The organism is Phenylobacterium sp. (assembly GCF_030679875.1).
Taxonomy (GTDB): Bacteria; Pseudomonadota; Alphaproteobacteria; order Caulobacterales; family Caulobacteraceae; genus Phenylobacterium.
In genome coordinates this window covers 21,146-33,914 of record NZ_JAUXSP010000006.1, presented here as the reverse complement: position 1 = coordinate 33,914, position 12,769 = coordinate 21,146, and the positions used below count along the sequence as shown (strand labels likewise).

Genomic DNA, 12,769 nt, shown 5'->3' with positions numbered 1-12,769 from the left:
ATCGCCTCAGGTCCGGACCAGGCCGATGAACAGCCGCCCCTCTCGCACCTCCAGCGGCACGACCGGCGCGCAGCCCTTGCCGGCGTCCGCGCCCATCGACTCGCCCGTGGCCAGGTCGATCACCCGCCCGTGCAGGGGACAGGTCACCGAGGCCCCATGGACGATGCCCTGGCTGAGCGGCCCCCCCTTGTGGGGACATGCGTCCAGCAAGGCGAAAACCTGACCGTCGCCGGTGCGGAAAATGGCGATCTCCCCCTGCGGTCCCTTCAGGCGACGGGCGCCGCGGCGGGGGATGTCAGTGTCGGCGCCAACATCGATCCAGGTGATCTGGGGGTCCTTGACCAGGGCGTTCATGCGGGTTCGAACTCCAGGCGGCGGCTTAAGGGATTGAACTCATCGGCATGCCGACCCGCGACCCGCTCGGCCCAGGGGTCAGTGCGGGAAAAGCGCTGCGAATAGGCGAAGCGGTCGTACAGCGCCTTGCGGGTCTCCAGGTCCTCGACCTGGGCGCGGATCGTCTCCAGGCCGACCCTCGCCATCCACTTGTAGATGCGCTCCAGGTACCAACCCTCCTCGCGATAGAGCTGGGTGATGGCGCAGATGGTCCAGACGGCTTCGTCCTCGCTGGCGACCTTGGTCAACAGCTGGGTTCCCTGGATGTGGAGCCCCGCCGCGCCGCCGATATGGATTTCGAACCCTGAGTCCACGCAGACCACACCGATGTCCTTGCAGGTCGCTTCGGCGCAGTTGCGGGGACAGCCCGACACCGCCAGCTTGACCTTGGCCGGCGCCCAGGAGCCCCACATCAGCTTTTCCAGCCGCACGCCCAGACCCGTGGAGTCCTGAGTTCCGAACCGGCACCAGTCGGTCCCGACGCAGGTCTTCACCGTCCGAAGGCCCTTGGCGTAGGCGTGGCCTGAAACCATGCCCGCGGCGTTCAGATCGGCCCAGACCGCCGGAAGGTCGTCCTTCTTGACGCCGAGCAGGTCGATCCGCTGGCCGCCGGTGACCTTGACCGCGGGGATGGCGAACTTGTCCGCCGCATCGGCGATGGCCCGCAATTCCTGGGGGGAGGTCATGCCGCCCCACATCCGCGGCACTACGGAATAGGTGCCATCCTTCTGGATATTGGCGTGGACCCGCTCATTGACGAAACGCGACTGCTTGTCGTCCTGATAGTCGCCGGGCCAGGCGCAGATCAGATAATAGTTCAGCGCTGGCCGGCAGCTGGCGCAGCCTTCCGGGGTCGCCCATTCCAGCGCCTGCATGACCGCCGGGATCGACTTCAGGCCCTCCGAGACGATGCGTTTGCGCACCACCTCGTGGCCGTGATGGGTGCAGCCGCAGACGGGCTTGGGCCCGGTCTGGACCTGGAAGGCGTCGCCCAGGGTGACCGCCAGCAGCTTCTCCACCAGCGGCGTGCAGGAACCGCAGGAGGCCGAGGCCTTCGTGTGGGCGCGGACATCCTCGAGCGTTGCGAGGCCGAGGTCAGCGATGGCGGTGGTGATGGCGCCCTTGCACACGCCATTGCAGCCGCAGATCTCCTGGTAGTCCGCCATGGCCGCAACGGCGCTCTTAGGGTCCACGCCGCGGAGCGCCTCCGTCACCGCCTGACCGAAGATGAGGGTTTCACGCAGGTCGCTGACATCGGTCTGCGACTTCATCAGGTCGAAGTACCAGCCGCCGTCGATGACATCGCCGAACAGCACCGCGCCGGCCACCCGCCCCTGTTCCAGGACCACGCGCTTGTAGACGCCTCGGCCGGCGTCGCGGAACACCACGTCTTCGCAACCCTCCCCGCCCGAGAAGCGGCCCGCAGAAAAGACATCGACGCCGGAGACTTTCAGCCGGGTCTGCAGGACCGAGCCGCCATAGGCGCAGTCGTCCACGCCCGTCAGCACATCGGCCAGGGTGCGGCACATCTCCCAGATCGGCGCGACCAGGCCGTAGGCGACCCCCCGATGTTCGGCGCACTCGCCAATGGCGAAGACGGCCGGGTCGGAGGTGCGCATCTGGTCGTCCACCACCACGCCGCGCCCGACGTTCAGGCCGCAGTTCGCCGCGAGCGAGGTGTTGGGGCGAATGCCCACCGCCATGACCAGAAGGCTGCAGGGAATGATGCGGCCATCCTTGAGCTGCAGGCCGGTGACCTTGCCGTTCTCACCCAGAATCGCCTCGGACTGAGCCCCCAGCACGGTCTCCACACCCCGATCGGTCAGGGCGCTGCGCAGCAGGAAGCCCGCCGACTCGTCGAGCTGACGTTCCATCAGCACGTCCATCAGATGGACGACCGTGGCCCGCATGCCCCGCCTGGCCAAGCCATAGGCGGCCTCCAGCCCCAGCAGGCCGCCACCGATCACCACCGCCTCGCCGCCGGCGTCTGCGGCGGCGACCATGGCCTCCACATCGTCCAGGTCGCGGAAGGTGACGACCCCGGCCAGGTCCGCGCCAGGCAGCGGCAGCCGCACCGGATCGGAGCCCGTGGCCAGGATCAGCCGGTCATAGGCCGCCTGCGTCCCGTTACTCGCCCGCACCAGCCAGGCCTCACGGTCGATCTCGGCGACCGCGCAGCCTGTGTGCAGGGTGATGGCGTGGTCGCGGTACCAGGCCTCGTCATTGAGGACGATGTCGGCGAAGGCCTTCTCTCCAGCCAGCACGGGCGACAGCATGATGCGGTCATAGTTCACCCGGGGCTCGGTCCCGAAGATGGTGATCTCGTAGCGGTCGGGATCGCGCTTGAGCACTTCCTCCACCGCGCGGCAGCCGGCCATGCCGTTGCCGATGACGACAAGACGTTGCTTGGTCATGGGGATCTCCTGTCGAACTAGAGACGGATCGGGACGGATGAGGGACCGGCCAGCTCATGCCAGGTCCGGCGCCACTGGCCCTTGACCAGGTTGAGGGCGACGCAGGCCATCAGCGCCATCAGCGCAAAACCCAGCAGACCGGCCTGATAGGATCCGGTGGTCTGCTTGGCCCAGCCAAGGCTGGCGGCGAGATAGAAGCCGCCGACCCCGCCGGTCATGCCCACCAGACCGGTGACCACGCCGATTTCATTGCGGAACCGCTGCGGGGCGAGTTGGAAGACAGCGCCATTGCCGGCGCCCAGGGCCGTCATGGCGAACATGATCACGCCCAGGGCCACATAGGGGTTGGCCATGTGGAAGCTGGCGACAGCCAGACCGAGAGCGGCCAGCAGATAGACCACGGTGAGGGTCCGCACGCCGCCGAAATGGTCGGCCAGCCCGCCGCCCACAGGCCGGGCGAAGGAGCCGGCGAACACGCAGGCGGCCGTGAAGAAGCCAGCGATAACCGGGGTCAGCCCGTACTCGCTATTGAAATAGATGGTGAGCGAAGACGCCAGGCCAACGAAGCCGCCGAAGGTCACGCTGTAGAGCAGCATCAGCCACCAGGCGTCGGGCGTCTTCAGGACCGCCATGTATTCGGTCAGCGACTTGGGCGGAGGCTGCTCAGGCGCATCCTTGGCGAAGATCACATAGACGGTGAAGGCGATGGCCAGCGGTATGGTGGCCAGGCCCAGAACGTTCATCCAGCCGAACTGGTCGGCCAGGAAGGGCGCGAATAGGGCCGCCAGCGCCGTGCCGGAATTGCCGGCGCCCGCGATACCCAGGGCCAGGCCCTGGTGTTCAGGGGGATACCAGCGCGACGCCAGAGGCAGGGCGACCGCGAAGGAGGCGCCCGCCACCCCCAGAAGGACGCCGACCATCAGCACATGGCTGTAGTTGTGCAGCCCCAGAAGCCAGGCGACCCCGAGGCCGCCCATGACGATGAGTTGGCCGATGATCCCGGTCTTCTTCGGGCCGATATGGTCCACCAGCACCCCGGCGACCACCCGCAGCAGCGCCCCGGCGAGCACCGGAACGGCGACCATGAAACCCTTCTGCGCGGCGTCGAGGTCGAAACTCTCGGCGATGGCGACGCCCAGCGGGCCCAGCAGCACCCAGACCATGAAGCTGAGATCGAAATACAGGAAGGCCGAGAACAGAGTCGGGGCGTGCCCCGCCTTGAGGAAGGATCGGCTGATCATGGGAAGACCCGTTCAAGAGGACATGAATGGCGGCGTCGCCGTGCGGAGGCGGCTCGTCATCGAGCCTGTTCCGAAGAAGCCGCGAACGCCGTTGTCCTGGGCCTGACCCCATGAGGGGCGAGCTTGCCGGCCCCGTCACGCCTGGGATGCCGTCGTCGGTTCAGAAGGTCCGCATCGCGCGAAAATATGGCGCCTGCGAACAAAGGTTGTCGAAGTGTTGGGCGATCAGTCGCCCTGAGCGGCCAGATAGAGGTCCGGCCGCCAGGTGCGTTCGGCCACCCTGTCGATGGCCACCTCGCCGATCTGGCCCCAACGGGCCATCTGCTCCAGCAGCCAGACCGCCTGCTCGGGGCGGGGGAGATTGACGCCGGCCCCGGCGAACGCGATCTCGGCCAAGCCTGCGGTGATCGCCTCCGGCCCAGCGTCGAGGAATTCCTGGCGGGCGAGGAGCGCCACCAACTCGCGCTGATTGCGCGGATCGGCGGCCCAGACTCCCGCCCCCGCCAGGGCGCGGATCAGGGACTGCAGGATGGCCGGATTGGCCGCGGCCCAGAATTCCGTGACCCCCAGCACCTTGTCGGGCGCCTCGGGCCAGACCTCGCTCACACGGACAACCGTCTGGCCAACACCCGCCGCCTCGGCCACGGCGTTCCAGGGCGCGCCGGCGCAGAAGCCCTCGATCACGCCTTCGCCCAGCAAGTCGGCCGTGCGCGGCGGCGGAACGACGGTCAGGCGGACATCGACATCAGGGTTCAAGCCGAGGCCCGCCAGCCAATGGCGCAGCAGGTAGTTGTGGAGTGAAAAGGGATAGACCGCCGCCAAGGTCAAGGGACTGGCCCCCTCCTCCTGGCGTCGGCGAACCAGGTGGGTGAGACGCGCCCCGGCCTCGCCCTCCCCGGCGAGACGAGTGGACAGGGTCACCGCCGCCCCCCCCTGGTTGAGGGCGATGGGGGCGATCATCGCCTTGGTCTCACTGCCAATTCCCAGGCTCGAGGCCAGCACCATGGGGGCCAGCATGTGAGCGCCGTCCAGGGCGCCAGCCGCCACCTTGTCGCGCACGGTGGCCCAGGAGCCTTCGCGGCTGAGACTGACCGAAAGACCCTCGGCGGCGAAATACCCCTTCTCCTGCGCCACGATCAGAGGCGCGGCGTCCACCAGGGGAATGAAACCCAGTTGCAGGGGGCCAGATGGGCTCATGCGGAATCTCCGCCCTTCAGCACGCCGGCGAAGGCCAGCAGATCGGCGGCCACAGCCCCCAGCGGTCGGCCGGTGTCCATGGAGAGTTTGCGCAGCAGCCGATAGGCGGCTTCCTCGTCCAGGTCGCGCTCCTTCATCAGCAGGGCCTTGGCCCGCTCCACCGTCTTGCGCGACGCCAGGTCGGCCTTGGCCTTGGCCAGGTCCGCGCGCAACTGATGCATCAGGTGAAAGCGGCTCATCGCCACCTCCAGCACCGGGCGCACCCGAGCCGCTGAGAGGCCGTCAACAACATAGGCGGCCACGCCGGCGCGCACCGCCTCCTCTGCAAGACCCGGCTCAGACCGATCGACGAACATCACCACCGGGCGGGGATTGACCGCACTGGCCTCGCGCAGGCTCTCCAAGGTGTCGCGGTCTGGACTTTCCGAAGCGACCACCACCACATCGGGTTGAAAGGCGGCGGCCTCACCCTCGTGGAACAGGGCGGCGATCCGAACCTCCAGAGGATCGATCCCGATGAGACCCTCGGCCACCAGGGCGGCGCGGGCCGGGTCCGGATCAATGATGAGGACGCGCATGGATGATTGCCTAGGCGACCCGGAAGGCGAGCGAAGACGGTTTGCGCGACCAAGTGGCGCCAACACCACCAACGGCTCAAGATTTGGGCATGGCCCGCCCAATTGGGAGGCGCCTTTATCCCCGCGCAGCGCGGTGGCGAGACCTCTGGACGGGCCCGCCAAACCTGTCGAACCTCGGGCTGGGAGCTATCGGCGCGTTCACTAGCTGCGGCGCAATTCAGAGGAGACGCCGATGGGCTCAGAAAGACTTTGTGTCGTGTTGGCCGGGGGGGCTGGCCAGCGGATCGGGGGACGCAAGCCCCAGCGGCTGTTTGGGGATCGGTCGCTCGGGGCCCTGGCGCTGTCGCTTGCCGCCGGCTTCGCCGATCATGTGGCGCTGGCGGTCCGCGACCCTGCGCAGGCGGAGGGCCTTGGGCCCGCGGAGCTGCTCTTTGATCCGCCTGGTATCGAGGGTCCGCTCGCGGGGGTCCTCAGCGCTCTGACCCATGGCGCCCGAATGGGCGTGGCGCAGGTCCTGACCATTCCATGCGATACCCCGCGCCTCCCTGATGATCTGTACACAAGGCTTGCGGCGGCGCTGGAGCAGAGCCCAGACGCCTTGGCCGCCCGGGCGAGCGATGGTGCGCACGACCACCCCGCCTGCGCCCTCTGGCGCGTAGAAGCGCTAGGCCCCGTACAGCGCTACGCACACACGGGGCGCCGCTCACTTCACGGCGCGCTATCTGAGTTAAACGCCGCGACTGTGGAATGGAGCGAGCCCGACATGGATTGGTTTTTGAATATAAACACGCGCGACCAGCTCAAATCGACGACCCCTCCGATCACCGATTGAGCCCAACAGCACAACGTCGCTAGTGTGCTCCACGTCCCTCTGCAGGAACATGGACGCGAGCCCCGTTATTGAACGATGCGAAACAGACCACAATCCTGATTAGCCTGCAGTGCTCATTTGGCCGGCTCGGCCAGCAACTGGGTTAGGACTTCAGTGCGCAGTCCCTTCAACACGCTGTCAGGATGGCGGTAGGTCGCACTGTTGGCGCCATGCTCCATGCACTCCACTTCGGCGACCCAGCATCGGCCCCCTGTGGCGCTGGAGATCAGCGCGTCCGCCGTGCGCCACACAAACTGCGCCAGCAACTCGCAACTGGTCCCCGGAACGACTTGGACGCGGGCAAGACCGAGCTCTGGAAGACGCAATAGATCGTGCAGGGCTGGATCATCCTCGGCCACCAGCAAGGCGTGATCAAAGACCTCGTGCAACCATGCCCGGATCGGCCCAAAGCCGCCGGTCCCGAAATCCACCACCCACCCCCGGCGATCGAGCTGCTCGGCGGCGAAGGTGAAGCGAAAGCCCAGGGAGTAGCCGTGGATCAGAGCACAGTGGCTTTCGGCCGACCACTGTCGGAGGGCGCAGGACAGGCCGCGTTCAGCGCCATAGGTTTTCGTGGCGATCCAGGTCACGACCGGGCCGAAAGCTGGCCCCGCCAACTGACGTCGGCCTGCCCTGGGTCGAGATAGGCCGGGGGACAGAGTCCCCGGCGCAGGCCTTCTCCCTTCCTGGACATCAAGGGGGAGAGAAGCTCAGTGACCCCTCCGACGCCCCAGTCTTGCTCGGCAGGGGGCCGCCAAGCCAGACCAATGCTCATCGCCGACAGCAGGCCCGCGAGCCGCGCGTCAAGGCCGGCGCCCTCAAGCAAATCGCCATGCCAGCGCAAAATTCGCGCATCGACCTCCCCCACGAAGCCTGGCGCCTCGACCCGGAGAGGCTCCAGGCACTGAACGAGACGACGGTTGTCGTTGATCATCCCGTAGAGCTGTTCAAGGTTGGCGGTGGCGGCTGTGTTGGACGGCGCCCCTCCCGTCGGGAAAGCCACGGCGACGAACGGACGCAGGACGGAGACCGCGATGTGCGCCTTGTCACGGAAATAGACGTAGAAGCCCGCCCGCGAGAGGCCGGCCGCGTTCGCGATATCGGCCGCCCCAACCTGATCATAGCCAAACTGTTCGAACTGCCGCGCCGCGGCGATACGCAGGGCGATCATTCGACGGCGTCCTTTGCGTCGCACCCCTGGCCGCGAAAGCCTCGCCGCTAGAAGGTCGGAAAACCGCAGGTCGCCGCGCTCTGGAAGAGAACGGGTGGCGGACACGGAAAACTCCTTCAATCTGAACCCTCGCATCGCGATGATCCCGGCGCTGTCGTCACAACCGCCGCCGCCAGGCGTCTCCAATCCCAGAAAGAAAGGCGGCCCCGCGGCGGCGCCGGGGGCCAAGTGTGAGTTGTGGAGAGCCAATCGGCGCGACGTCTCCTTTCGACCGGGAACAGCACCCAAAGCGCCAATCCAGGAGAACCTAACCCCTAGGCCGCGATAGCGGATTGCTTGTTCTCAATCGAGGGCTTGATCGGTGCGCCGACGCGGCGTGACGGGGACCAAGGACAGGTCTGGCCCAGCCGATAGGCGCCGTCGCAATCTAGGCTTTCGGTTTAAGCCACGCTGGGGCGGCCCGCCGCCCATTGGGGGATCATGAGGCGGCGAAGGTTCTGCGGACTGTTTGAGCCCGACCCCTGCGAACACCCCGCTGGTGGGCCCGGCAGGAGCCCAACCGCAGCGCCAGATTATCTAAATAATACAGCCACCTTAGACGAACCGCCACTGAGGAGGTGTCGCAGCCGGGTGTCACACCTCTCGTCCAATCGGTAGCTCAAGATGCGGATCGGGCCAAGCCGTCATCCGAAGTTGCAACCGGATGCAACGCCGCCAATGTCGTGCGACACCTGGCCGTTGCGGCAGCCCACACTTGGACGAGCAGTAACTGGGTAGCTGGGTGATTTTGATCAACTATATCCGGTCACCCGTGCATCCAAACCGCCTCTTGAAAAGCCAGCAGGTTTTCTGCCAAGTCTGCACCAGTGCGCGTGAGTATGCATGGGGGTTCTGGTGCTAATCATCTATTGGCCGGTCGTGGGGTTTTTCGCCTACGTATCCTACAAGGTGCTCGAAGGCGTGCCCCCGGTCATACCGGGCTGGCAGGGAATATCGATGCTCGTTGCTGGGACTATAGGTCTGATAATGTCCCTTCCGGCCGAGGCGCAGGTTCGGCGGCTACTCAACAGAATGATCGACGAGCGCATCAAGGAGCGCGAGCGCGAGGCTCGTGACCGCGCAGAGGCCGCGACGGACCCCTAGCTAAAGCTCAGCTGTTGAATTGGCGATTATGTGGAATGCGTACCCAAGCGGAGCCGCAGGCCAGCTAGTCGGTTTTTGTCTTCTGCCGGCTTGGTGGCCGACGCCGGTCGCCGCTTCGACGGCACAACGGCCGTGAAAACCCGCTGGAAGGTGGCATCAGCTTCGTCCGCCTCCGCTTCTCGAGCCGCTTTCTCGAAGCGCTAGCTTTGACCAGTTTTAACCGGTTTCTCGCCGCGACCTCCAACAAGTTGAAGTGGGGATTGGCTAGCGGTTGGGGGCACGATGCAGTCCGCAAGTCCCTTTACGTTCATGCCGAGCCTCGCCGCGTGGGTTCGCTGGTTGTCATCATCACTGTAAAAGGCTGTCGCGCCTTCCGTGTGGGCGATGGCTACGATCTGGCGGTCGTATTTCAGCTTAGCGTAAGTGGCACCATTGGCGATCGTTCCCTTCTCGCCTTCCAGCGCATGTCCAGCCATGATCGCAACCTCGACGGCCGACTTTTCATCAAATGGGACCACCTTGAATACCGTCGACTTTTTCATGATCGCCAGCCACTGCTGACCTGCGGGAACGCCGCTTCGGATCATCAGCTCGCTCATTGCCGGCGTTCCGACGATGATGGTTGCCTTGAGCTTTTCCAGCTCGCTGACAAGTGCGGCCACCCTCTCTTTGGCAAAGGGGATCGGTTGTCCGTTTTGCAACGGGGTGCCTACCTCGCCCGGCTCCGCGAATAGGTAGAGCAGGAAGCTGGTATCCACCCCGATGATCAATGCTCCCCCCCTTCCTGATTGCGATCAGCCATCAGCGCGCCCCAAGGATCGCGTATCTCGCTTAGGTCAGACGGGACCGCCCGAAATTGTTCGATGAGCTCTCCGAGAGTGGCCCTCTCTAGAGGAAAGTGACCTTGGATGGTGAAGCGCTTCAGCGTCCAGGTTCCATTCTCGTCCCGCTGCCAACCTGCGAAGCCCTCCAGACGACGAGGCTCTCGCAAGATGAAGGCTCCGAGGTCGCGCGCGACCGCAATGGGCGCGCTGCAGGCGTGCACGGTATCCCCTGTGTCCACAAAGACGCTTACACCCTTCTCGCTGATCGTCTTCCCACCGATCCCCTGGACTGTTCCGGTGATGAAACCAGGCTGCTCTACGAGGGCGATCTCAACCGGCTTTGGGGCTTCTATGCCGGGGAAATCGAGTCCGAAGTCCGCGTCATTGGCGGCGACGGTGTACCGGGCGAACGTGTTGTCGATGGCGAGTTTCTTGTTCAGTCCACGATACGCATTCATCGCCTCCGCAGGCGCGGTCCCGTCGCGGACGCTCGCCAGCCGCGCCTCAATTTTGGGATAGGCGGTGTATTCGACGTCATGAAGAATTTGAGTGCAGCCATCCTCCAGGCGAACGAAGTGCACGTTCGCCTTCTCTCCGATCATCATTGCGATATCGGACATGTATTCCGCTAGGCGGGCCATGGGGATTTGGTCTGGCTGAAAGGCGTCGATCTTGAAGCTTAGCCGGATGGGATCGTGTGTCACCTCTAGCCTCCCTTCTAGCTTCAGATCGCCGCCGAGAGCGAGTCCCGGCATTTGCGACGCGTACCAACAATGCCAGATAACGCGCGAGACGTCCTTTCCAGGTCGTTGACGCCGTGGGCTGCCCGCTCGTTATAGCGGAAATCATTCTCCGCCAGATAGCAATGAAGGTGGCCGCCGCGTCCGAATACGCGTCTGGAACGAGATGCCCTTAAGCGTCTGAAACTCCCGCCCATTTCTTCATATGCCGTCGCGCCGGTGAGCACGCTCAAGGAGCGCGGCAATGTCGGAAACGAGCCGTCCAGGCCCAGGCCGAAACCAACCCATTAATTCGGGCCGGGCCGACTGAAGGTAGTTCAAGGTTTCATTTCGGCGCTGGTCGGCATCAACCCACGCCCGCCCCTCCTCGCTCGCACTCAGCTCATCCTCTGAAGGATGACCGTTGGCCTGAAAGTTCAGTGCCTTCTCGGTAAATTCGAGCACGCGGTACACATGCAGAAGGTAAAAGACCTCTGGATGGCCGAGGACCTCGAAACCTGGCCTTAGCCGTTTCCGCCAGACCGCGAAGTCCTTCAGGAACTGGGCCTCTACCTCCGGCCTTGGGTGGTGCCAGCTTGAAGGGCCAGGAGCAGCCCGTCTCTGCGCGACATCGTCCGCCGCCTCCCCCCGGCCAATCACGGCCGAGTAGAGGGTTTTGTACGGCATGCCCAACCGGTCGGCCACCTCCAGAATGGGCAGCCGCTCGCCCCGGAAAGGGATCAGGCGGGTGTTCGACCGATTGCGGGTCTGCGTCTTCTTATCGGCCCAGCGGACCAACTTTGGACCATAGGCGTGCAGGTTGGGGTCGATGCGATCCAGCGAGAATGTCGGATCAGGAAGGGGTCCCATGTCCCGCAGGAAGGCGCGGAAGTCGTTCCATTCGGGAGCCCACTCCCACCCCTTCTTCTTGGCGTAGGCCATCCTGTTTCTGTGGGACCCTGCCTCCTTCTTGTACTTCCGCCGAAGCTGGTCGTTCGAGAGCGTCTGTAAGTCACGCTCAAACTCAGCCTCCAAGTCCCGCGCCGACGGCGCTTTGTTTTCTGATGCTCCCACCTTCTGAACTCTTACTTAGGACTTCTGAGAACCAGGGAGCATCGATCAAGATCCACGCACCTCGCCTGTTGGCCGATGGCGATAAAGCGTAGCAAGGGCCTAGCCAAGACGCTCCGCCTCCCCTGCGACAGTACGCTCCGGGCGAAGCAACCCCGCCGACGCGCAGTACCGCTTCACGGTAGCGTCGGACAAGCCGAACCGCACCGCCGTCTGGCGAATGCTTGCGCCGTTCTCGCGCCGCCAGGAGGCCACCTCTGCACCATCGCGGGCCTTCGGCCGCCCAAGGCTGAGTTTGCCCCTGTGGGTCTTGCCCGTGGCCTGGAGCGATGCACGAGCCGCAGCACGGCCCTCCGCCGTTCGCTCCCTGATCTTCCGCCGCTCCATGTCCGCGACCTGGGCCAGGACAGCCAGGATCAACTCGCCCGCATCGCCCGCCAAGACGCCGAGGCCACGGACCTCAACGGTCACGCCCGCCCGGATCAGGTCGCGCACCGTCGTCTGAACGTCGATGCTGTCGCGACCCAGCCGGTCGACCGCGTAGACGCAGACCATGTCCCCCTTGCGCACGTGCTGAAGGAGTTTCGCGAACCCCGGCCTGTCCGCCGCCATGATCCCGCCGCTGACGCCCTCGTCGGCGAACTCCTTGTCGAACCCTCCGCCCATCGCATGACGTTGGGTTTCGACACTCTGCTCTCCCGTCGAAACACGATAGTACGCAATCCGCATGTCTAGCTCATAAGTTAGGGGCGCGATTTACCTAGCTCAATACCTGGCACAAAACCGCCTTGCAAGTATCTTCTGAGCCATAGCGCGAAACCCACAACTTGTGCGCCGCATCGCGCTGAAGTGTTAGACACGTGGTCACCGCCCCCTGCCGCAGCGCCATTGCTGCGTCAGGCCCCGATAGAACCATGCTCCCCTTCATCGCCGACATCCTCAACGGCTTGGCCGCACTTAGCGGCTCCGTCGCCGCCATCATTTGGGCGCTCCGGCGTAAGCCGTAGCAAGCTGGCCGGTGGCCCCATGGGTGTCACGAGTCCTAGGGCTCGCTGTCCGTCAGCAGGGAAAGGGACGCCGCCCCTCGTGGGCAGGCGACCCTATGGGGTAACCGCCTCCAGTATGTTGGACAGGTGGCCCCTCGCGT

Annotated in this window: 13 protein-coding genes; 2 read left to right on the top strand and 11 right to left on the bottom strand. The window is 65.0% G+C overall.

The genetic code is table 11. From position 1 onward, the window contains the following. Positions 1-6 precede the first annotated feature (6 nt). From nirD to Q8K84_RS03320, 5 genes are all read right to left on the bottom strand, one after another. Complete coding sequence (gene nirD, locus Q8K84_RS03340; protein WP_305280772.1) at positions 7-354, bottom strand: nitrite reductase small subunit NirD; 348 nt, start codon at positions 352-354, stop codon at positions 7-9. Continuing rightward, a complete protein-coding gene (nirB, locus tag Q8K84_RS03335) occupies positions 351-2,807 on the bottom strand; it encodes a nitrite reductase large subunit NirB (RefSeq protein WP_305280769.1) in 2,457 nt (818 codons plus the stop codon). Before nirB ends, nirD begins: the two co-directional genes overlap by 4 nt. Before the next feature lie 17 nt (positions 2,808-2,824). Next, positions 2,825-4,048 (bottom strand): NarK/NasA family nitrate transporter, encoded by a 1,224-nt coding sequence (locus tag Q8K84_RS03330; RefSeq protein WP_305280766.1) that lies wholly within the window; start codon positions 4,046-4,048, stop codon positions 2,825-2,827. Positions 4,049-4,273: 225 nt separating this feature from the next. Then, positions 4,274-5,245 (bottom strand): CmpA/NrtA family ABC transporter substrate-binding protein, encoded by a 972-nt coding sequence (locus Q8K84_RS03325; RefSeq protein WP_305280763.1) that lies wholly within the window; start codon positions 5,243-5,245, stop codon positions 4,274-4,276. Continuing rightward, a complete protein-coding gene (locus Q8K84_RS03320; protein WP_305280760.1) occupies positions 5,242-5,823 on the bottom strand; it encodes an ANTAR domain-containing response regulator in 582 nt (193 codons plus the stop codon). The genes Q8K84_RS03325 and Q8K84_RS03320 overlap by 4 nt, the downstream gene beginning before the upstream one ends. Before the next feature lie 232 nt (positions 5,824-6,055). Between Q8K84_RS03320 and Q8K84_RS03315 the strand changes: the two genes are divergently transcribed. After that, the gene (locus Q8K84_RS03315) at positions 6,056-6,655 is read left to right on the top strand and encodes a molybdenum cofactor guanylyltransferase (RefSeq protein ID WP_305280757.1); all 600 of its coding nucleotides are present in this window, start codon (positions 6,056-6,058) and stop codon (positions 6,653-6,655) included. A 113-nt stretch (positions 6,656-6,768) separates the two neighbouring features. Here Q8K84_RS03315 and Q8K84_RS03310 read toward each other — a convergent pair whose 3' ends face one another. Further along, positions 6,769-7,284, bottom strand: coding sequence for a 6-carboxytetrahydropterin synthase (locus tag Q8K84_RS03310; RefSeq protein WP_305280754.1), 516 nt, complete (start codon positions 7,282-7,284; stop codon positions 6,769-6,771). Continuing rightward, a complete protein-coding gene (locus Q8K84_RS03305) occupies positions 7,281-7,865 on the bottom strand; it encodes a TetR/AcrR family transcriptional regulator (RefSeq protein WP_305280752.1) in 585 nt (194 codons plus the stop codon). The genes Q8K84_RS03310 and Q8K84_RS03305 overlap by 4 nt, the downstream gene beginning before the upstream one ends. 882 nt (positions 7,866-8,747) lie before the next feature. Between Q8K84_RS03305 and Q8K84_RS03300 the strand changes: the two genes are divergently transcribed. Next, positions 8,748-9,008: a hypothetical protein gene (locus Q8K84_RS03300; RefSeq protein WP_305280750.1), complete on the top strand. Its 261-nt coding sequence runs from the start codon at positions 8,748-8,750 to the stop codon at positions 9,006-9,008. Positions 9,009-9,208: 200 nt separating this feature from the next. Here the strand turns inward: Q8K84_RS03300 and Q8K84_RS03295 are convergent, their stop codons facing one another. The 4 genes from Q8K84_RS03295 to Q8K84_RS03275 form a co-directional block, all read right to left on the bottom strand. Further along, positions 9,209-9,778, bottom strand: a complete 570-nt coding sequence (locus tag Q8K84_RS03295) for a hypothetical protein (protein ID WP_305280748.1) — start codon at positions 9,776-9,778, stop codon at positions 9,209-9,211. Further along, the gene (locus Q8K84_RS03290; RefSeq protein WP_305280746.1) at positions 9,775-10,536 is read right to left on the bottom strand and encodes a hypothetical protein; all 762 of its coding nucleotides are present in this window, start codon (positions 10,534-10,536) and stop codon (positions 9,775-9,777) included. The genes Q8K84_RS03295 and Q8K84_RS03290 overlap by 4 nt, the downstream gene beginning before the upstream one ends. A gap of 237 nt (positions 10,537-10,773) precedes the next feature. Next, entirely contained in the window at positions 10,774-11,493 is a 720-nt protein-coding gene (locus Q8K84_RS03280; RefSeq protein ID WP_305280743.1) for a hypothetical protein, read from the bottom strand. A gap of 231 nt (positions 11,494-11,724) precedes the next feature. Continuing rightward, positions 11,725-12,351, bottom strand: coding sequence for a recombinase family protein (locus tag Q8K84_RS03275; protein ID WP_305280740.1), 627 nt, complete (start codon positions 12,349-12,351; stop codon positions 11,725-11,727). Positions 12,352-12,769: the final 418 nt, after the last annotated feature.